The 18007-nt window shown below is 64.2% G+C and carries 17 protein-coding genes; 7 read left to right on the top strand and 10 right to left on the bottom strand.

Features of this window, described 5'->3' with window-relative positions; genetic code table 11:
* Positions 1-5: 5 nt before the first annotated feature.
* The 3 genes from L0F51_RS18295 (at position 6) to L0F51_RS18285 (ending at position 4626) form a co-directional block, all read left to right on the top strand.
* Complete coding sequence (locus L0F51_RS18295) at positions 6-1313, top strand: HlyD family secretion protein (RefSeq protein WP_234630607.1); 1308 nt, start codon at positions 6-8, stop codon at positions 1311-1313.
* Between the two features lie 2 nt (positions 1314-1315).
* Complete coding sequence (locus tag L0F51_RS18290; RefSeq protein WP_234630606.1) at positions 1316-2863, top strand: DHA2 family efflux MFS transporter permease subunit; 1548 nt, start codon at positions 1316-1318, stop codon at positions 2861-2863.
* A gap of 113 nt (positions 2864-2976) precedes the next feature.
* Entirely contained in the window at positions 2977-4626 is a 1650-nt protein-coding gene (locus tag L0F51_RS18285) for a sulfotransferase (RefSeq protein WP_234630605.1), read from the top strand.
* Positions 4627-4751: 125 nt separating this feature from the next.
* Here L0F51_RS18285 and L0F51_RS18280 read toward each other — a convergent pair whose 3' ends face one another.
* Both L0F51_RS18280 and L0F51_RS18275 read right to left on the bottom strand, forming a co-directional pair.
* Positions 4752-5510 carry an SDR family oxidoreductase gene (locus tag L0F51_RS18280; protein ID WP_234630604.1) on the bottom strand — a complete coding sequence of 253 codons (759 nt, stop codon included), beginning with the start codon at positions 5508-5510 and terminating at the stop codon, positions 4752-4754.
* An 83-nt stretch (positions 5511-5593) separates the two neighbouring features.
* Entirely contained in the window at positions 5594-7264 is a 1671-nt protein-coding gene (locus tag L0F51_RS18275) for a formate--tetrahydrofolate ligase (protein WP_234630603.1), read from the bottom strand.
* Positions 7265-7545: 281 nt separating this feature from the next.
* On the opposite strand from L0F51_RS18275, the gene L0F51_RS18270 reads away from it, so the two are divergent.
* Genes L0F51_RS18270 through L0F51_RS18260 form a run of 3 tightly spaced genes read left to right on the top strand, consistent with a single transcriptional unit; the run spans position 7546 to position 9722 of the window.
* Positions 7546-8481, top strand: coding sequence for a GlxA family transcriptional regulator (locus tag L0F51_RS18270; protein WP_234630818.1), 936 nt, complete (start codon positions 7546-7548; stop codon positions 8479-8481).
* A 59-nt stretch (positions 8482-8540) separates the two neighbouring features.
* Positions 8541-9044, top strand: coding sequence for a hypothetical protein (locus tag L0F51_RS18265; RefSeq protein ID WP_234630602.1), 504 nt, complete (start codon positions 8541-8543; stop codon positions 9042-9044).
* 6 nt (positions 9045-9050) lie between these two features.
* Entirely contained in the window at positions 9051-9722 is a 672-nt protein-coding gene (locus L0F51_RS18260; RefSeq protein ID WP_234630601.1) for a hypothetical protein, read from the top strand.
* 15 nt (positions 9723-9737) lie between these two features.
* Here L0F51_RS18260 and L0F51_RS18255 read toward each other — a convergent pair whose 3' ends face one another.
* Positions 9738-10556, bottom strand: coding sequence for a DUF1194 domain-containing protein (locus L0F51_RS18255; protein WP_234630600.1), 819 nt, complete (start codon positions 10554-10556; stop codon positions 9738-9740).
* 662 nt (positions 10557-11218) lie between these two features.
* On the opposite strand from L0F51_RS18255, the gene L0F51_RS18250 reads away from it, so the two are divergent.
* Positions 11219-11902, top strand: a complete 684-nt coding sequence (locus L0F51_RS18250; RefSeq protein ID WP_234630599.1) for an HAD family hydrolase — start codon at positions 11219-11221, stop codon at positions 11900-11902.
* A 44-nt stretch (positions 11903-11946) separates the two neighbouring features.
* Here the strand turns inward: L0F51_RS18250 and L0F51_RS18245 are convergent, their stop codons facing one another.
* From L0F51_RS18245 to L0F51_RS18215, 7 genes are all read right to left on the bottom strand, one after another.
* Positions 11947-12285, bottom strand: a complete 339-nt coding sequence (locus L0F51_RS18245) for a chorismate mutase (RefSeq protein WP_234630598.1) — start codon at positions 12283-12285, stop codon at positions 11947-11949.
* A gap of 52 nt (positions 12286-12337) precedes the next feature.
* Positions 12338-12592: a type II toxin-antitoxin system HicB family antitoxin gene (locus tag L0F51_RS18240; RefSeq protein ID WP_234630597.1), complete on the bottom strand. Its 255-nt coding sequence runs from the start codon at positions 12590-12592 to the stop codon at positions 12338-12340.
* A gap of 320 nt (positions 12593-12912) precedes the next feature.
* Positions 12913-15429 carry an FAD-dependent oxidoreductase gene (locus L0F51_RS18235; protein WP_234630596.1) on the bottom strand — a complete coding sequence of 839 codons (2517 nt, stop codon included), beginning with the start codon at positions 15427-15429 and terminating at the stop codon, positions 12913-12915.
* 145 nt (positions 15430-15574) lie between these two features.
* Entirely contained in the window at positions 15575-16297 is a 723-nt protein-coding gene (locus L0F51_RS18230) for a di-trans,poly-cis-decaprenylcistransferase (protein WP_234630595.1), read from the bottom strand.
* Between the two features lie 28 nt (positions 16298-16325).
* Complete coding sequence (locus L0F51_RS18225; protein WP_234630594.1) at positions 16326-16745, bottom strand: transcriptional regulator; 420 nt, start codon at positions 16743-16745, stop codon at positions 16326-16328.
* Positions 16738-17349 carry a hypothetical protein gene (locus tag L0F51_RS18220; protein ID WP_234630593.1) on the bottom strand — a complete coding sequence of 204 codons (612 nt, stop codon included), beginning with the start codon at positions 17347-17349 and terminating at the stop codon, positions 16738-16740. The genes L0F51_RS18225 and L0F51_RS18220 overlap by 8 nt, the downstream gene beginning before the upstream one ends.
* Positions 17350-17441: 92 nt before the next feature.
* Positions 17442-17873 carry a hypothetical protein gene (locus L0F51_RS18215; protein WP_234630592.1) on the bottom strand — a complete coding sequence of 144 codons (432 nt, stop codon included), beginning with the start codon at positions 17871-17873 and terminating at the stop codon, positions 17442-17444.
* Positions 17874-18007 lie beyond the last annotated feature (134 nt).

Below are 18007 nucleotides of genomic sequence, written 5' to 3'. Positions count from 1 at the left end.
AGCCTATGAGTGAAGATTTAAAGCCACGTGAGGAGCCGCTCTTCCCCGACGACGACGTCGCGGATGCGCGCCCATCCAAAGCTCCGGCACAGAACCGAGTGGACGAGACCAGCGACGAGGACGAAGGCTCCAGCGAAGTTCTGGAAGCCTTGGACAGTCGCGAGCAGAATCCTGCCCCGCCCGACCCCGAAAAGAAGCGGCCGCGCAAGAAGCGTGTGGCGCTGATGATCGCGCTGCCGCTCGTCCTTGCCGTCGGCGGCGGCTATTTCTGGCTGACCTCCGGCCGCTACATCTCGACCGAAGACGCCTATGTCCAGCAGGACAAGGTCAATGTCGTGCCGGAAGTCGCCGGGCGCATCGTCAAGGTCGGGGCCGGCGAGAACCAACCCGTGACGACCGGCGATCTCCTCTTTGCCATCGACGATGCGCAGTATCGCGTCGCCGTCGATCAGGCCAAAGCGGCGGTCGCCTCTGCCCGCCTCGAGGTGGAGCGCATGAAAGCCGCCTACGCCTCGGCGGTCGCGGACAAGGAATCGGCGGATCAGTCCCTCACCTTCGCCGAGGACACGTTCAACCGCCAGGACCGCCTGCACGATCGCGGGTTCGTCTCGCAATCGGCCCTCGACAAGGCGCGGCTCGATCTGCAGCAGGCGCAGGCGAAGGCCCGGTCAGCCGAGCAGAGCGTCATGAGCGCCAAGGCGGCGCTTGCCGGCAATCCCGACATCGCGACCGACGAGCATCCCGAAGTCATGCAGGCGCTCGCGAAGCTTGAAGCGGCCGAGCTCGACCTCGATCACACCGTGGTGACGGCGCCGGCAAACGGCATCGTCAGCCAGACGGACCGGCTGCGCGTCGGCCAGTACGTCACCTCCGGCACCTCGGTCCTGAGCCTCGTGGAGACCGACGAAGTCTGGGTCGAAGCGAATTACAAGGAAACCGAGCTCACCTATATGCGTGAGGGCCAGCCCGTCGAAATCGACGTCGACACCTATCCCGATCATCCGCTGAAAGGCCGGGTGGCGAGCGTCGGCGCAGGCACCGGTTCGGAGTTTTCGCTGCTGCCGGCGCAGAACGCCACCGGCAATTGGGTGAAGGTCGTGCAGCGCATCCCGGTGCGCATCGCCATCGCCGATCTGCCGAAAGACGTTCCCCTGCGCACCGGCATGAGCGTCAGCGCGACCGTCGATACCGGCCGCTCGCCGGAGATGCCGGAGTTCGTCGAAAAAGGTCTCGCCTTTCTCGGCTTCAATTTTCCCACTGCCACGGCACAGGCGCATGAAACCGTTGCCGCGCAGGGTATGACGCAGCACTGACCATGGCCACTTCCACGACCCAGGACGCGGCGGCCCCTGCGGCGCCGCGCGAGATCAATCGCCCCATGGTGACGGTGTTCATCATGCTGGCGACGATCATGCAGATCCTCGACACGACCATCGCCAACGTGGCGCTGCCGTCCATGCGCGGCAGCCTCGGGGCGACGCAGGATCAGGTCACCTGGGTCTTGACCTCCTACATCGTCGCCGCCGCGATCATGACGCCGGTCACGGGCTGGCTGTCGGATCGCTACGGCACGCGCGAGCTCTTTCTCGGCAGCGTCGTCGGCTTCACCGCCACCTCCATGCTGTGCGGTCTCTCGACCAGCCTCGAAATGATGGTCGTCTTCCGCATTCTGCAGGGATTGTGCGGCGCCGCCCTCGTGCCGCTCTCGCAGGCGGTGCTTCTCGACATCAATCCGAAGGAGAAGCACGGCCAGGCGATGGCGATCTGGGGCGCCGGCATCATGATCGGCCCGATCGTCGGCCCGACACTCGGCGGCTGGCTCACGGACACTTTCGACTGGCGCTGGGTGTTTTTCGTCAACCTGCCCGTCGGCATCGTCGCCTTCATCGGCATGCTCGTTTTCCTGCCGGAGACGGAGCGCCGGCATCGCGGCTTCGATTTCTTCGGCTTTGCGATGCTCGCCATCGCCATCGGCGCTCTTCAGATGCTGCTCGACCGCGGCGAGCAGGTGGAGTGGTTCTCCTCGCCCGAAATCTGGATCGAGCTCGGCCTCACCATCTCCGGCCTGTGGATCTTCGTCATCCACGCGCTGAGCACGGAGCACCCGTTCCTCGATCTCAAGATCTTCAAGGACCGCAATCTCGTCACCGGCCTCGTGCTGATCTTCATGGTCGGCATGATCCTGCTCGCCGCCCTCGCTCTTCTGCCGCCGATGCTCCAGAACATCATGGGTTATCCGGTGGTGACGACAGGTCTCGTCCTCGCCCCCCGCGGTGTCGGCACGATGATCTCCATGATCGTCGTCGGGCGGCTCGTGCAGCGGGTCGATCCGCGCATCCTGATCTTCTGCGGCCTGTGTCTCACCGCCTATTCCTTGTACCAGATGAGCAGCTTCACCCCGCTCATGGACAACCATCTGCTCATCTCGAGCGGCATCATCCAGGGATTGGGGCTCGGGCTCGTCATGGTGCCTCTCTCCACGGTCGCCTTCGCGACCCTGGAGCCGCGCTTCCGCACGGACGGCGCCAGCCTCTTCAGCCTGTTGCGCAATATCGGCTCGAGCGTCGGCATTTCCGTCGTCACGACGGTTCTCGCCCACAACATCCAGATCAATCACGCCGAACTCGGTGCGCATATCACGCCTTTCAACCCGATCCTCGATCAGGCGGCGAGTTCGCTCGGGGCGAGCCAGGAGACGGCGATCGCCGTCCTCAGCCAGAGCATCAACCAGCAGGCCATGATGATCGCCTATATCGACGACTTCAAACTGATGATGTTGATCACGCTCGCCGTGCTGCCGCTCATCCTCTTCATGCGCAGGCCGCAGCATATGGGCGGCGGTGGGATGGTCGCCGCGGACTGAGCCGGCCCCGGCGCCATCACTATTTCTGAGGGGAAACGCACGGTTTCCAAAAAGCCCGTGCGGCCTCCCGCCCGTCGATTGACAAGCATTCCGGGATTCATCTTCATACATCCATGACCCACGACAATTCGCATTCGGCCGACGGCAAGCGGCGGCGCTCGCCGGATGAAAAGCGTGCCATGGCCGCCTCCATCGTCGCCAAAGGGGCGGGCTTTGAGCGCGCCGGGCGGCTCGATGCGGCGCTCGCCCATTATCGTCAGGCCCAGACGCTTCTGCCCCGCGACGCACAGATCAATTTTGCGATCGGACGCATCTTCGTCGGTGTCGGCCGCCCGGCCGATGCGATCGAACCGCTGAAGACGGCCGTCGCGGCCAAACGCAAGGAGCCGGAACCGCGCCATCTTCTCGGCCTCGCCTATCTGGAAAGCGGCGATATCAGCTCCGCCCTCCGCCAGCTCAAGGAGGCGGTGTCGCTCGCGCCCAAGGCGCCGGCGCTTCTCTCCGCCCTCGGCAGCGCCTATCTGCGCGCCGGCGACGCCGACAAGGCGGAAGAGATGCTGCGCCGCGCGGCCGAGCTCAATCCGCGCGACCCGACGGCGAAGCTCAGGCTCGCGGGCCTTGTGCTCTATCGCGGCCGCAACGCAGACGCCGAAAAACTCTACCGGGACATGCTCGCCTCTGGCGACAGACGGCCTGTCGTCTATGCCGGCCTGCTGGAAGCCGGCCGCTTCGAGGCCGAACCGCCGGAATATGCCGACATCGAAGCGATGGCCGAGGACGCAAAGCATCCAAAGGTCGAGCGGCGCATGCTGCATTTCGGCCTCTCCGGCCTCGACCGACGGCTGAAGCGGGAGGAGAAATCCTTCGCCCATGCGACTGCCGGCAACGCCCTGCTGCCGGAATTCGATCTCGGCTATTTCGCCGAGATGGTGGCGGCCTTCAAAGAGGCGGTGACGCCCGACTTCTTCTCAGAGCGCCGCAGCCTCGGGCATGACAGCGAGGTGCCGGTTCTCATTTTCGGCATGCCGCGCTCGGGCACCAGCCTCATGGAGCAGATCGTTACCGCGCATCCGCAGGCGGCGGCTGCGGGCGAGCTTCCTTTCTTTCAGCGCGCCGTCTCCGAACTCGGCATCCGCTTCACGCGAGAGCGCAACGCCGTGCCGCCGGAAAAGCTCGCCGCACATCTGCAAAGCCTCGATGGGGCACAGCTGTCGCGCATCGCGCCCCTCTACCTGGAGCGGCTCAAACAGATCGCGGGACCTGCGGCGCGCATCACCGACAAGACGCCGCACAATTTCCTGCATCTCTGGCTGATCGCCCTTCTCTTCCCCAAGGCGCGCTTCATTCACGCCCGGCGCGACCCGATGGCGACGTGCTTTTCCTGCTTCACCACCGATCTCGGGGACTGGCACGCCTATCGGCGCGATCTCACCACGCTCGGGCGCTATTATGGGCTCTACGAAGAGCTCACCGCGCACATCACGGCGGTGCTGCCGCAGACGGTGTTCGAATGCCGCTATGAAGAGCTCGTCGGAGATCCGGAAAACGCCGCGCCGAAACTCGTCGATGCGGCCGGTCTCCCCTGGGATCCGCGCTGCCTCGCCTTCCACGAAAGCAAGCGCCTCACGCAGACCGCCTCGCATGCGCAGGTGCGAGAGCCCGTGCATACCAGGCGTGTCGAAGCCTGGCGCGCCTACGAAGCCTATCTCGAGCCGCTGAAAGCCGCGCTTTCCGAAACAAAGGCCGGTTCGCGCGCGGCCTGAGCCTCCACTCCTGACGCCATCATCCGGGAGGGGCCACGCGCGTCCTCTCTGGCCCCGACAGAGCCGGGACCAGAGAGGACTGCCGAACAGCGCGCGTTCGCTCCGAAGACGCCCGATGGCCGCTGTCAGCCGCGGCCGACGAACGGCATCTTGGTCGCCATCACCGTCATGAAGAGGATGTTGCTGGACAGAGGCAGCGACGCCATGTGCAGGACGGCATCAGCCACCTCGCGCGCATCCATGAGCGGCTCGACGGCGACGCTGCCGTTCGCCTGGGGCACCCCCTTTGCCTGGGCCGCCGCCATATCGGTTCCCGCATTGCCGATATCGATCTGGCCGCAGGCGATGTCGAAGGGCCGGCCGTCGAGAGCGAGCGTTTTGGTCAGACCCGTGATCGCGTGCTTCGACGCGGTATAGGGCACACTGCCGGGCCGCGGCGCATAGGCCGAGATCGAGCCGTTGTTGATGATGCGGCCGCCCTGCGGCTTCTGCCGCCGCATCAGGGCGAAGGCACCACGTGCGCACAGGAAAGAGCCGGTCAGATTGATGTCGACGACCTTCTTCCATTCCGCCACCGGGATTTCGTCGATCGGTGCCCCTGGCGTATTCGCACCGGCATTGTTGAAGAGTAGGTCGAGCCGGCCGTAAGCTTCCTCGATCTTCCCGAACAAGGCATCGACGGATTCCGGATCCGCGACATCGGCCGGCACGACCAGCGCATCGCCCTCGTCGGCTTCCGCAAGCGCAACCGTTTCCTTCAAGGGCGCCTCGCGCCGGCCGGTCAGAACGACCTTCCAGCCCGCCATCAAAAAGGCCGAAGCGGTTTCCCTGCCGATGCCGGACCCGGCGCCGGTGACGAGTGCGATCTTTGCGGCTTCCGCCATGCTGTTTCCTTCCCTGAGATGATCGTTTCTTGTCGTTCTTGCTTTTGGCTGGTGCGGCGTCCGCACCAGCCGCTTTAAAAGCTTCAAAAGAGACCTTCGATCAACCCTTCTGCATTCAGGCGGATCTTTTCTGCCGCCGGCTCCTTCGGCAGCCCGGGCATGGTCATGATCTCCCCGCAGATGGCGACGACGAAGCCTGCGCCGGCCGACAGCCGCACCTCGCGCACGGGGACGGTATGACCCGCCGGCGCGCCGCGCCGATGCGGATCGGTGGAGAAGGAATACTGCGTCTTCGCCATGCAGACAGGAAGATGGCCGAAACCCTTCTCTTCCCACTCGGCCAGCTGCGCCAGAACCGTCTCGCTCGCGGCGACATTCGCGCCGCGATAGATGCGGCGCACGACCGCCTCCATCTTCTTGAAGAGCGAGAGGTCGTCCTGATAGAGCGGCGAAAAACTCGCCGTGCCGCTGTCGGCGAGCATTACCGCCTCGCGGGCGAGATCCTCGATGCCGGCCGATCCTTCTTCCCAGTGCCGGGCGACGATCGCCTTGGCGCCGAGTTCGGCGACATAGGCTTTGACGAAATCGATCTCGGCCTCGGTGTCGCTGGTGAAATGATTGATCGCAACGACCGCCGGCACACCGAACTGGCCGATATTCTCAAGATGCCGGCCGAGATTGGCGCAGCCGCGTTCCACCGCCGCCACATCTTCGCGGCCCAGATCTTCCTTCGCCACGCCACCGTTCATCTTCAAGGCCTTGATGGTCGCGACCAACACCACCGCATCGGGCTTCAATCCCGCCATGCGGCACTTGATGTCGAAGAATTTTTCGGCGCCTAGATCGGCCCCGAAGCCCGCTTCCGTCACCACGTAATCGGCAAGCTTCAAGGCCGTCTTGGTGGCGATGACAGAATTGCAGCCATGGGCGATGTTGGCGAACGGTCCGCCATGCACGAAGGCCGGGTTGTTCTCCAGCGTCTGCACCAGATTGGGCTTCACCGCCTGCTTCAGGAGCGTCGCCATCGCCCCGTCGGCTTTGAGGTCGCGCGCCGTCACCGCGCTCTTGTCGCGGCGATAGCCGACGATGATGTTGCCGAGCCGGCGCTCCAGATCTTCCAGGTCCTCCGCCAGGCAGAGAATGGCCATGACTTCCGAGGCGACGGTGATGTCGAAGCCCGTCTCGCGCGGATAGCCGTTCGCCACGCCGCCGAGCGAACAGACGATGTCGCGCAGCGCCCGGTCGTTCATGTCCATGACACGCCGCCAGGTGACGCGGCGTGGATCGAGGCCCTGCTCGTTGCCCCAATGGATGTGGTTGTCGATCATCGCCGCCAGGAGATTGTGAGCGGTCGAGATCGCGTGGAAATCACCTGTAAAATGCAGGTTGATGTCTTCCATCGGCACGATCTGCGCATAGCCGCCGCCGGCCGCGCCGCCCTTTACGCCGAAGCAGGGTCCGAGCGAGGGCTCGCGCAGGCAGATCACGGCCTTCTTGCCAATGCGATTGATGCCATCGCCGAGGCCGACGGTGGTCGTCGTCTTGCCTTCGCCAGCCGGCGTCGGGCTGATGGCGGTCACGAGAATGAGCTTGCCGTCTGGCCGCTCGTGCAAGGATTCGATGAAAGGGGTGGCGACCTTGGCCTTGTCGTTGCCGTAGGGCTCCAGAAATTCTGCCGGAATACCGAGCCCTTCGCCGATTTCCCAGATTGGCCGGCGCGCAGCCGCCCGCGCAATCTCGATGTCGCTCTTCAAAAGTCTTCCCCTTTGCCTGTCTGCCTCGTTCGATCGAAACGGCTTTGCCTCAAAAGGAAGGAAAGCCGCCGGCGGGCGCGTCATGCCATTGTCACGCGAGCAAAGACCTACTAGCGTTTCCAATCTGGGCCAATGGCCCGTTTGCGACATAGGCGCCCGACCTTGTCGGTCGGTGGGAGGTGCCATTGCACGGTCCGTCGGTGAAAGAAAAGCCGCACAAGCCTGTCTCACCGGCGCCCCGGACGCATCACTACGCCTTTTTCCTGTTGCCGAACTTCACGATGCTCGCCTTCGCGATGGCGGTCGAGCCCCTGCGCATCGCCAACCGGATGAGCGGCCACGCCCCTTACCGATGGAGCGTCATCACGCTCGACGGCACCCCCGTTGCCGCCTCCAACGGCATTGCGGTGAACGCCGACATGTCGCTCAAGGAAGCGAAGGATCGGGCCCGCACCGACGACCGTCCGGACTTCGTCTTCGTCTGCGGTTCGCTCGGCGTGGAGCGTTTCCACAACCGCGAGCTCAACAGCTGGCTCGGCACGCTCCACCGCCAGAAAATCGGCATCGGCGCCCTCGACACCGGCGCCTGGGTGCTCGCCGATGCCGGCCTCCTCGACGGCAAGCGCTGCGCCATCCACTGGGAATCTCTTCCCGCCTTTCAGGAACGGTTTCCGGAAGCCGAAGCCTACGCCGATCTCTTCGAAGTCGACGACAACATCTCCACCTGCGCCGGCGGTACGGCTGCGCTCGACATGATGCTGCATCGCATCGGCATCGATCTCGGCGACACCACCGTCACCAAGGTTTGCGAACAGGCTTTGACGGACCGCATGCGCGGCTCGCAGGACCGCCAGCGCCTGCCTTTGCGCGCCCGCCTCGGCCTGCAGAATTCGAAACTTCTCTTCATCATCGAGTTGATGGAGGCGAACGTCGCCGAGCCCCTGTCTCTGCTCGACATCGCCCGTTACGCCGGGCTGTCGCGCCGCCAGATCGAGCGGCTCTTCCGGCGCAATCTCGGGCGCTCTCCGGCGCGCTATTATCTGGAAATCCGGCTCGACCGCGCGCGCCATCTCCTCATCCAGTCGGACGTGCCGATCGTAGAGGTCGCGGTCGCCTGCGGCTTCGTCTCCGCCTCGCATTTTTCCAAATGCTACCGCGAGCTCTACGGCCGCTCGCCGCAACAGGAACGCCAGGGGCGCGAGAAGCCGCTCTCGTAATCCTCTTTGTCGACGACTGAGATCCGTCTATATTTCTCCTGTCGTCACGGGGGAATGCGATGGCGGAAATCTTTCAGGATCAGGATTCGCAGGCATCTCTGGGAAACATCCTTCGCGGTGCACTGGAAGAGCTTTCTCGTCTGCAAGCTCATGAAATCGTACGAGAAGATTATCGGAAAGAAACCTCCTCTTCTCTTCCGCTGATCTTGCAGACGCTGACGGCCGCGACGCGGTTGCTCGTGGATCTGCGTGCAGAGCAAACTTCGGCCGTGGGCGCGCACGAGGAGAGCGCCGGAGAGGCGCTGGCTTTCCGCTCCAACGCGGAAAGGCTCCTGGAAGCCCGCACGAGCATCGATCAGTTGCAGCATCTTGTGGGATCCGAAGGCGCCCTTGTGGCCAGGGACGCCGTGGCTGCCATTTCCGCGCTCACCCGGGCGGTGGCAGCGCTCGCCCTCATCGACGAATGCCAGAAGGCCGTGCCTTATCAGCCCATGGCGAGAGTGCGAAAGGCAGACGGGACGATGGTCTGGCGCTGCCTGCATGACCCGCCCCACGAAAGCTGAAGCCGGATGGAGCGGCTCTCGGCCTTTCTCGGCGATCTCTTCGGTGATCTCTGGCAACCGGCGAAAGGGCTCTCCCTCGCCCTTTTCGGCGTCGCCGTCGCCGATCTTCTGGTGCACGGGCACTGGACCGGCGTCGTTCTCCTCGTCGTCAGCGCGATTCTGATCGCGACGATCATGGATGCCTGCGGACGCTTTCTCCTGCCGTGGTATCCGCGCGCCGGTCTCGCTTTCCTGGAGCTCTGGATCGTCGCTCCAGCGAGCCTCGCAGCGCTCGCCTCCGGCCTCGTTATCCTCGTGGCTTTGGCGCTTGCCGTGCCGGAAGGCACGGCGCCTTTCGAGAAGGAAGCGATGGGGACCGTCGCGAGTGCCCTCACAGCCTTCCTCACAACGGGATTCATCAGTTTTGCCGGCGACAGCGGAACCAGCCGAATGGCGGCGCGCATCCAGAGGATCTTCTACGGAAAATATGGCCGGGCGGAGAGCTGGCCTCCGCCGCAAGACGGACGCATGCATTTCATCGCCAGCTCACGGGCCGAAAACCTGGTTTATTCCAATGCCTATTCCGGCATCGAAGGATGGGGGCTCAAGGCGCGCTGGGAACGGGCCCGACGCCTCGAGGAAGAAATCGAACGCGGCACCAGCACACCGCAGGCTGCGGACGACATCGTGATGCCATGAGGCCGATGGCTCGCCTCAGTAATCGTCGTTCATGCGCCGCCAGCGCATCCACATCTTCTCGCCGATCATGCAATCGACGCGCGGGGCGTCCTCGACCGTCTGCACGGAGGGCTTTGCCGGCGGATAATCGGCGATCTCCAACAGCAGTTTTTGGCGGATGGCCGTCGAAAACTCGCTGACGTCGCGGATCGGCAATGCGAAAGCGCCGGTGCCGCCGATGACGCAATCCTCGTAATAGGCGTCGAGGTTCGGGATCGACATGAAGCCCCGGCCGCTCGACCCTTTCAGGAGGATCGGCAGGCCGTTGATGATCACCCCTGCGGCAACGAGACGGTCGCGCTCCACCGTCACCGGCAGGCCCTGATTGTTGGGTCCGTCGCCGGACACGTCGATCACCCGGCGCAGCCCCGCATAGCCGTTGTCGTCGAAGGCGGAGAAGGAAAAGCCGAGCGCACCGGAGATGGAGGTGCGGCGCAGGCGGCCGCTCGTCGTGGTATCGAGAGCCCCGGCAAAGGCATGGGCGCTCGCCGCATCTTCGATCAAGGTCCAGGGCACGATGACCTCTTGCAGGCTCGAACCCGCCCATTCGACATAGGTGACGGCGATGCGCCCCCAGCCGCCCGAACGGATGGCTTTGATCACCTCCGGATCGCGGAAGGCGGCGACATAGCCCGCGCGCTGAAACACCTGCTCGTCGTAATCCATCGACCAGGAGACATCGACGGCGAGCACGAGTTCGAGATCGACGGGCGTGTCCTCGGCCGCAAAGGCCCGCATGCCCGCGCCGGCCAGCGCGAGTGTCAGGCACAGAGACAGGATCGGACGAGGCCGCATGCAAGAAGCATCCGGCATCGGTCGCGTCCGTCCAAATCACATTTGCCGGATTGGGGCTGGCACACGCCGCGCCATCCGCTAGAACGAGCTGCACGAAACCATTTGGCCAACCCTGTGGCACTGAGTGGTAACCGGCATGCGAACGGGCGGGTCAGAACTCACATTAATCGATGGACCGCCGCGGTATTCAAACCTTGGCATTCGTCCATCTGACTTTCCGCATTGATATGTGAGGTAATACCAGCTGATGATCCCAGAGCCATCATCAATGATGAGCCCACCACGGCTGCTATGGCTGTCGAGAACCTGATAGGGTCCACCGCAGGTTTCAGCCGCCTTCTTTAAACAGGCGTCAGAAGAACCAGAACATTTTGCTTGATGAACCGGCTGGCCAGATGGTCCCGGAACCGTCGACTGCGTCGAGGTACACGCTGCCAGGGCGAGCACCGACCAAAGATATAGAAATCGCATGCACACCCCCAATCATCAAACACTCTGGTTCGGTCGACAGAACGCATCAGCAGCTATAACCTAAAGTTGTTAATCGGTTGCTTTTCGCGTTGATCAGCGCATGGCTGCTAATGCCTGAGCTCCGACCGATTGACGTGACCGCTTAGCGCCCTCTTTCCCCTGCAGCGCCCCTTACCCCAAGCGAGCGCAGCATGGAGATTTCCTTGTCCAACGCCTTCCTCTTCGATCTCGACGGCACGCTCGTCGACAGCGTCTATCAGCACGTTCTCGCCTGGCGCGAAGCGCTCGACCATGAAGGCATTGCGCTTTCCGTCTGGCGCATTCACCGCAAGATCGGCATGAGCGGCGGGCTCTTCACCCACCAGCTCCTGCGCGAGATCGACAAGGATGTCGGCCCGGATATGGCGGAGCGGCTGCGCGTCCTGCATGCGGAGGCCTATCAGCGCCTCGTGCATTCGGTCGTGCCTCTGCCCGGCGCCTCGGAGCTTCTCAAGACCTTGAGCGAGCAGAACATCCCCTGGGCGATCGCCACCAGCGGGCGGATGGAGACGGCCGGTGCGAATTTGAAGGCGCTCGGCGTCGAACCCGACACAGCGACCGTCGTCACGCGCGACCAGGTGCGCCACGCCAAGCCGGATCCCGATCTCTTCGTGGAAGCCGCCCGCCGTCTCGACGTCCCGATCGAACGCTCGATCGTCGTCGGCGATTCCATCTGGGACATGCTGGCGGCGGCGCGCTGCCGGGCACTCGGCGTCGGGCTTCTTTCCGGCGGCTACGGGCAGAACGAGCTCGAACGCGCCGGCGCGCTCCGCGTCTATGAAGACCCGGCCGACCTCCTCCATCACCTCGACGAGGTCGCCTCGCGCTCGACTTGAGGGTGGCTCGGCGTCGCCGGCATGCGGCGGCCGATAGAAGCGCTCTAGGAGCTCTTTTGCGCGGCCGCTGTTCGGTGGCGGTCCCAGACCTCGTGCTCATGGTCGATCGAGCGATCGATCAGTTCGCGCCAGACCGGCTCGGCGATCTTCTCCGAGAGCCCTTGCGTGCGGGCTTCCGCAAGCACCTTCGCGACGACATCCTCGATCCGCCAGGGCAGCCGAACCTCATCGGCGCGCGGTTTGATCCGCCCGGCGGCTTCGATGTAGCGCTGGCGCTCGGCCAGGAGCGTCACGAGGATCCGGTCCAGCCGGTCGATCTCGGCGCGCACCTCGTCCATCGTGGTGCAGTCTTCGGGGGGCGTCTGAGCGGTCGGGAAGGTCATGGCGCCCTCTCTACAGCCACCCGAGAAAGCCCGGCAAGACGCTTTCGCCGCCCTATCCCCTGAGCCTCTCATTGTTCGGATCGAACGACACGGCGAGATTGCTTCGACCAGCCCCGGGCTCGGGCAAGCTGCGACCGAGGCGTCTGCACTCCTCGATCCATTCCACGATCGCCAGCTGAGTGTTCCTCAGCGCCTCTTCGGCGCTCGCGCCATCCGACATGCAGCCTGGAAGATCAGGGACACGCCCGACAAAGCCGCCTCCATCCTCGTTCGACAAGGGAGCAATCACGATCGCGTAGTCAGTCATGCCCATTTTCCCTGTTGGCAGACCAATACCGGTGAGCATCACAAAGGCTCACCAGATGCCGTATGTAAACGGGCTTTATCGGCCGTCTTGCCGGCACGGTCAGGATATCAGGTAGTGCAGGAGAAGAAATCTTGTAGTGACTGCCACTTGTCGGAGGCACAATGACAAGCCCGTGCTCCGCACAAACCCGCATAATATCCGTCATCTGCCAATCCGCTCGCGGATTGGCTCTCATCTTCTCAAGCAGAGACCTCTTCCGAACCATACCCCATGGTGGTGCCGGAAGATCACCTCAAGTCAATCATATATTGTGTCTCAGACTATCCCCGCAATCTCTCATTGTTCGGGTCGAACGGGCTCTCCTCAATGATCGTGACACGCTTGCGCTCGCCGAGAATCTGGATCTCCAGCTCGCCGCCAAGATCGGCCTCTTCGGGCCGCACCATCGCAAGCGCCAGCGAGGCACCAAGCCGCCAGCCATAGCCGCCGGAGGTGGCCCGGCCGACGAGTTCGTCGGTTCCCGGCTTGAAGATCGGTTCAGAACCCCGCGCATCGGCATCGGTGACGCCCGACACCTCCATCGTCACGAAGGTCCAGCGGTCGCCCTTCTCGCGCGCTTCCACGAGCTGGTCGCGGCCGATGAACTGGCCTTTGTTCGGATGCACGAAGCGGTCGAGGCCGCTCTCATAGGCGGTGTATTCGATCGACAGCTCGCGCGGGATGAGCCGGTAGCTCTTTTCGAGCCGCATCGTGTCCATCGCGCGGATGCCGAAGGGCTTGATGCCGAACTCTTCGCCCGCCTGCATGAGAAGGTCGAAGATCGTGTTCTGCATCTCGATCGGATGATGCAGCTCCCAGCCGAGCTCGCCGACAAAGTTGACGCGCAGCGCATGTGCCTGGGCGATGCCGATATTGACGAAGCGGCCCGACAGCCACGGGAAGGCGGCGTTGGAGAGATCTGCATCGGTGAGTTTCTGCAACAGCTCGCGCGAGCGCGGGCCGGCGACGACCAGAACCCCCATCTGCGTCGTGATGGGACGCAGACGGACCGTCCCGTCCATCGGCGCGAACTTCATCAGAACATCGTGGTCGTGGCGCTCATAGGCGCCCGCGGAGACGAGATAGAAGCGGTCCTTCGCCCATTCGTAGACGGTGAATTCGGAGCGCACGCCACCAGACGGCGTCAACAGGTGGCAGAGCGCGATGCGCCCACGTTTCTTCGGAATGCGGTTGGCAAAAATCGTCTCGAGCCAGGCACGCGCGCCCGGTCCCCAGACCTCGATCTTGGCGAAGGCCGACATGTCGAGCACGCCGACGCCGTTCGTCACATTCTTCACCTCTTCGCCGACGAAGGGGAAATAATTGGAGCGGCGGAAGGACCAGCGCTCGCGGATCTTTCCCGTATGGTCGGCGGGCGGATGGTTGTCGTTCGTCAGCGTGTCGTCGACGTCGAGCTCTTCGGCCGGCACCTCGTAGCCCGCAGGCGCGAACCAGTTCGGCCGCTCCCAGCCATAGACGGAGCCGAAGACCGCCCCGAGGTCGGCCATGCGTGAATAGCACGGCGCGGTCTTCAGGGGCCGGCCCGCCGCCCGCTCCTCGTCGGGATAGTGCATGGTGAAGACGTTGGCGTAAGCCTCTTCGTTCTTCGCCTTGAGATAGCCGCGCGAGGCATAGGGGCCGAAGCGGCGCGGATCGACACCTGTCAGATCGAGCGAGGGCTCGCCTTCGACGATCCATTCGGCGAGCTGCCAGCCGGCGCCGCCCGCCGCCGTCACGCCGAAGGAATGCCCCTCGTTCAGCCAGAAATTCTTCAGATCCCAGGCCGGGCCCACCATCGGCGAACCGTCCGGCGTATAGGCGATGGCGCCGTTATAGACCTTCTTGACGCCGACCTCGCCGAAATAGGGCACGCGCATGATCGCCGTCTCGACATGCGGCATCAGCCGGTCGAGATCGTCCTGGAAGAGCTCGTATTCGGAATTGGGATCGGGGCCGTCGACATAGCAGACCGGGGCGCCCTTCTCATAAGGTCCGAGGAGCAGACCGCCTGCCTCCTCGCGCATATACCAGGAGGAATCGGATTCTCGCAAAACGCAGAGCTCGGCGCCGCCGCTCTTGCGGAATTCCTGGATCGCGGGGATGGGCTCAGTGACGATATACTGGTGTTCGACCGGGATGACGGGGATTTCGAGGCCCACCATCTCGCCGGTCTTGCGCACGAAATTGCCGGTGGCGGAGACGACATGCTCGGCATGGATGTCGCCCTTGTCGGTCTTCACCAGCCAGGAATTGTCCGGCTGCTGTTCAAGGCCGAGAACGGTGGTGTTGCGGTTGATCTCGGCGCCGAAATTGCGCGCGCCGCGGGCGAGAGCCTGGGTGAGGTCGGCCGGCTGGATATAGCCGTCGTCGGGATGGGTGATGGCGCCCAGGATCCCGTCGGTGTCGACGTAGGGCCAGCGCTCCTTGATCTCCTCGGGCGTCATCTCGACGACATTGACGCCGATCGTGCGCGCCACGCCCGCATAATATTGATATTCGTCCCAGCGGTCCCTGGTGCGGGCAAGACGCACATTGGAGACTTTGCGGAAGCCGGTATCCATGCCGGTCTCTTCCGCCAGCTCCTGGTAGAAGCGCACGGAGTATTTGTGGATCTGGCCGACCGAGTAGCTCATGTTGAAGAGCGGCAGGAGGCCGGCGGCGTGCCAGGTGGAGCCGGAGGTGAGCTCGCGCCGCTCCACCAGAACGACATCCGACCAGCCCTTTTTCGCCAGATGATAGAGGGTCGCAACGCCCACGACGCCGCCCCCGATCACCACCACGCGCGCTTTATCCCGCATTCCCCGCTCCCTTGAAGTCCCGATCCTCAAAGATGAGCTTAGGGCGCGTCATCGCGCGATCATGGCTCTTCCGCGACACGCCGTAATCTCTGTGAGGCACGCGGGCACGCGCGGCGAGAATGTCGGCTCGCGAAATGTACGGATTTCAGGCGGCGGAGCGGTCTTCGACGGCCTCACCCGGCAGACCACCGAAGCGGCGCTCGCGGCGATGGAAGGCAGCGACGGTCTCGGCGAGATCGCCGGCCGCAAAATCGGGCCACATCACCCCGGTGAAGGCGAGTTCGGCATAGGCGCACTCCCAGAGGAGAAAATCGCTTAAGCGTTTTTCGCCGCCGGTGCGCAGAAGGAGATCGACGTCGGGCGATGCCGCGGCTCCCGAAATCCGGCTCGCGATCGCCTCCTCGGATATGTCGCCCGCTGCGGCGCAGTTTCTTGCGGCCTCGGCGATCGCCCAGCGGGCGGAATAATCGAAGGCGATGCGCAGATGGAGTTTGCGGCCCGCCGCCGTCGCCCGCTCCGCCCTCGAGATCGCGGCGCCAAGCCCGAAGGGAAGCCGGTCGCGCCGCCCGATCACGGAGAGCCGGACACCGTTTTCGACGAGTTCGTCCACCTCGCCGGCGAGATAGTGCCGCAACAGCTGCATCAGCGCCGCCACTTCCGCCTTCGGCCGGCGCCAATTGTCGCTCGAAAATGCGTAGAGCGTCAGCGTGCCGATGCCTTCCTCCGGCGCGGCACGCACCACGCGGCGCACCGTCTCGACGCCCGCCTCGTGGCCGGCTTTCCGGGGAAGGCCGCGTGCCGTCGCCCATCGTCCGTTGCCGTCCATGATGATGGCGACATGAAGTCTGTCGTCGCGACCACTTTGCATTACAAAGCCTCCTGGCAAAAAAGAGAAATCAGGCGAGCTTCGGCCGAAGCCGTCCCTTCGCGTCCTCGGCATCGACGGGGTCTCTCTCCTCATCCGCCGCGCCCGTCGCACCCGCGGCATCGCGCACGACCCGCTCCAAAACCGCGAGATACTCCACGAAACGGCGGCGCCCCTCTCCCGTCATGCGGCAGGTGGTGAGCGGGCGCTTGCCCTCAAAGCCCTTGTCGAGGCGCACGAGCCCTGCCTCTTCGAGCACCTGCAGATGCCGGCTCAAATTGCCGTCCGTCAGCCCGCAGAGTTTTCGGAGATCGGCGAAGGCAAGGCCCTTCGGATGCGTGGCGAGCGAGGTCAGAACGCCGAGCCGGGCCTTTTCGTGGATCACCCGGTCCAGCCCTTCATAGGAATAGGGCGCAGCAGGCGGGGCGGACGTGCCCTTCGTCTCAACCATCGGCCTCTCCCGGCGCGAAATAAAGGATCGCGGCGATCGCCACCTGTCCGACCGAAAAGGGAATGCCCATCATCCAGGGCGACAGATGCGGGCCCTCGCTCGCAAGCGCGAAGACGACGAAGCCCGAAACGAAATACCAGACACCAGCGAGGTGGATGCCGCGCGGCAGCGACCGCGCCGAGGCGAAGACCCCGAGACTGACGAAGACGAGCCACAGGCCCGGCAGCATCCACAGGGCCTGCGGCGCGACGCGCGCGATGGCGAGCGTCAGAAGCGCTCCCGCCGCGCCCGCCGGCAGAAATTGCTGCACGGCATTGTAGAGCATCGCGTCGGCGAGCCCGGCATGATGGCGCCGGGTTCGCACCGCCATCTCCACGCCGATGATGATTGCCGAAATCACGGCCGTGGCGATCCAGCCGCCGAAAAAGGCGATGGGATTCGCAAGCGGTGCACCGATCAAAGCCTGCTGCGCCGCCGCCATAAAAAAGGCGAGCACCCCGGTCGTCGCGAGCGCGCCCGGCCCAAAACCACGAAACGCCGTCGCCGCCGCCATCTGGTTGCGGATCTCATCGATATCGGCGAGGGCCTTCTGAAGGTCGCGCACCAGCGGCTCCAATCAACTCTGCAATGCAAAGTATACGGATTTGCAAAGTGGCGCAAGTTCGACCTGTCCGCCGGCCATTCGGCGCGCCGGACCTATTCGGCGAGCTCGACCAAGGCGCGCTCGATATCGCTGTCGGAGATGACCTCGACCTCCTCGAATTCGCGCAGGCCTACCTCCTGCGTGAACTGGAACTGGAGATCGGTGAGTTTTTGCGTGCACGCCTGGTCCTCGGAGGCACGCGCTGTCGTCACGCGGATCTTCAGGACGCGGGCGATTCCGGCCGTCTCGCTCTCCCCCTCGCCGACCGCCTCGGCCGTCGCGACCTGGCAGGGCTCCGGCGCCGTGATCAGGCCGCGCACGCGAAGCGTCGCCGGGGACGAATCGGGCGTGTCCTCCAGCGTCGCCTGAACGCTCGTCAGTTCGCCGACTTCATGCGCCCCGCTGAGCGTCGACTGGGCCGCCGCCCATGCCGGAAACATCGCCATGGAAAGGCTCAAAAAGGTCGCGGCTGCGGCAGGCTTCATTCTGATCTCCGAACTTGTTCTCATGCGCGCAAGGTGGCACGCCTCAGCGGGTCGTGCCACCTTGCGCCCTGGCACGCCGAACGGGCGAGGGTCTCCAACGTTCCCTCGCTCAGCGCTCTCGCCTCGTCTTTTTC

Source organism: Afifella sp. H1R (assembly GCF_021462425.1).
Lineage (GTDB): Bacteria > Pseudomonadota > Alphaproteobacteria > Rhizobiales > Afifellaceae > Afifella > Afifella aestuarii.
Note: the sequence above shows the minus strand (reverse complement) of the source record. Positions and strands in the feature narration are given on the sequence as shown.

Bases quoted from the DNA above. Each gene is read 5' to 3' on its own strand.
- L0F51_RS18240 (WP_234630597.1), bottom strand. From the start codon at position 12,592: ATGACTGACTACGCGATCGTGATTGCTCCCTTGTCGAACGAGGATGGA.
- L0F51_RS18245 (WP_234630598.1), bottom strand. From the start codon at position 12,285: ATGACCTTCCCGACCGCTCAGACGCCCCCCGAAGACTGCACCACGATG.
- L0F51_RS18270 (WP_234630818.1), top strand. From the start codon at position 7,546: ATGCTCGCCTTCGCGATGGCGGTCGAGCCCCTGCGCATCGCCAACCGG.
- L0F51_RS18215 (WP_234630592.1), bottom strand. From the start codon at position 17,873: ATGAAGCCTGCCGCAGCCGCGACCTTTTTGAGCCTTTCCATGGCGATG.
- L0F51_RS18265 (WP_234630602.1), top strand. From the start codon at position 8,541: ATGGCGGAAATCTTTCAGGATCAGGATTCGCAGGCATCTCTGGGAAAC.
- L0F51_RS18255 (WP_234630600.1), bottom strand. From the start codon at position 10,556: ATGCGGCCTCGTCCGATCCTGTCTCTGTGCCTGACACTCGCGCTGGCC.
- L0F51_RS18260 (WP_234630601.1), top strand. From the start codon at position 9,051: ATGGAGCGGCTCTCGGCCTTTCTCGGCGATCTCTTCGGTGATCTCTGG.
- L0F51_RS18250 (WP_234630599.1), top strand. From the start codon at position 11,219: ATGGAGATTTCCTTGTCCAACGCCTTCCTCTTCGATCTCGACGGCACG.
- L0F51_RS18290 (WP_234630606.1), top strand. From the start codon at position 1,316: ATGGCCACTTCCACGACCCAGGACGCGGCGGCCCCTGCGGCGCCGCGC.
- L0F51_RS18280 (WP_234630604.1), bottom strand. From the start codon at position 5,510: ATGGCGGAAGCCGCAAAGATCGCACTCGTCACCGGCGCCGGGTCCGGC.
- L0F51_RS18230 (WP_234630595.1), bottom strand. From the start codon at position 16,297: ATGCAAAGTGGTCGCGACGACAGACTTCATGTCGCCATCATCATGGAC.
- L0F51_RS18235 (WP_234630596.1), bottom strand. From the start codon at position 15,429: ATGCGGGATAAAGCGCGCGTGGTGGTGATCGGGGGCGGCGTCGTGGGC.
- L0F51_RS18225 (WP_234630594.1), bottom strand. From the start codon at position 16,745: ATGGTTGAGACGAAGGGCACGTCCGCCCCGCCTGCTGCGCCCTATTCC.
- L0F51_RS18295 (WP_234630607.1), top strand. From the start codon at position 6: ATGAGTGAAGATTTAAAGCCACGTGAGGAGCCGCTCTTCCCCGACGAC.
- L0F51_RS18285 (WP_234630605.1), top strand. From the start codon at position 2,977: ATGACCCACGACAATTCGCATTCGGCCGACGGCAAGCGGCGGCGCTCG.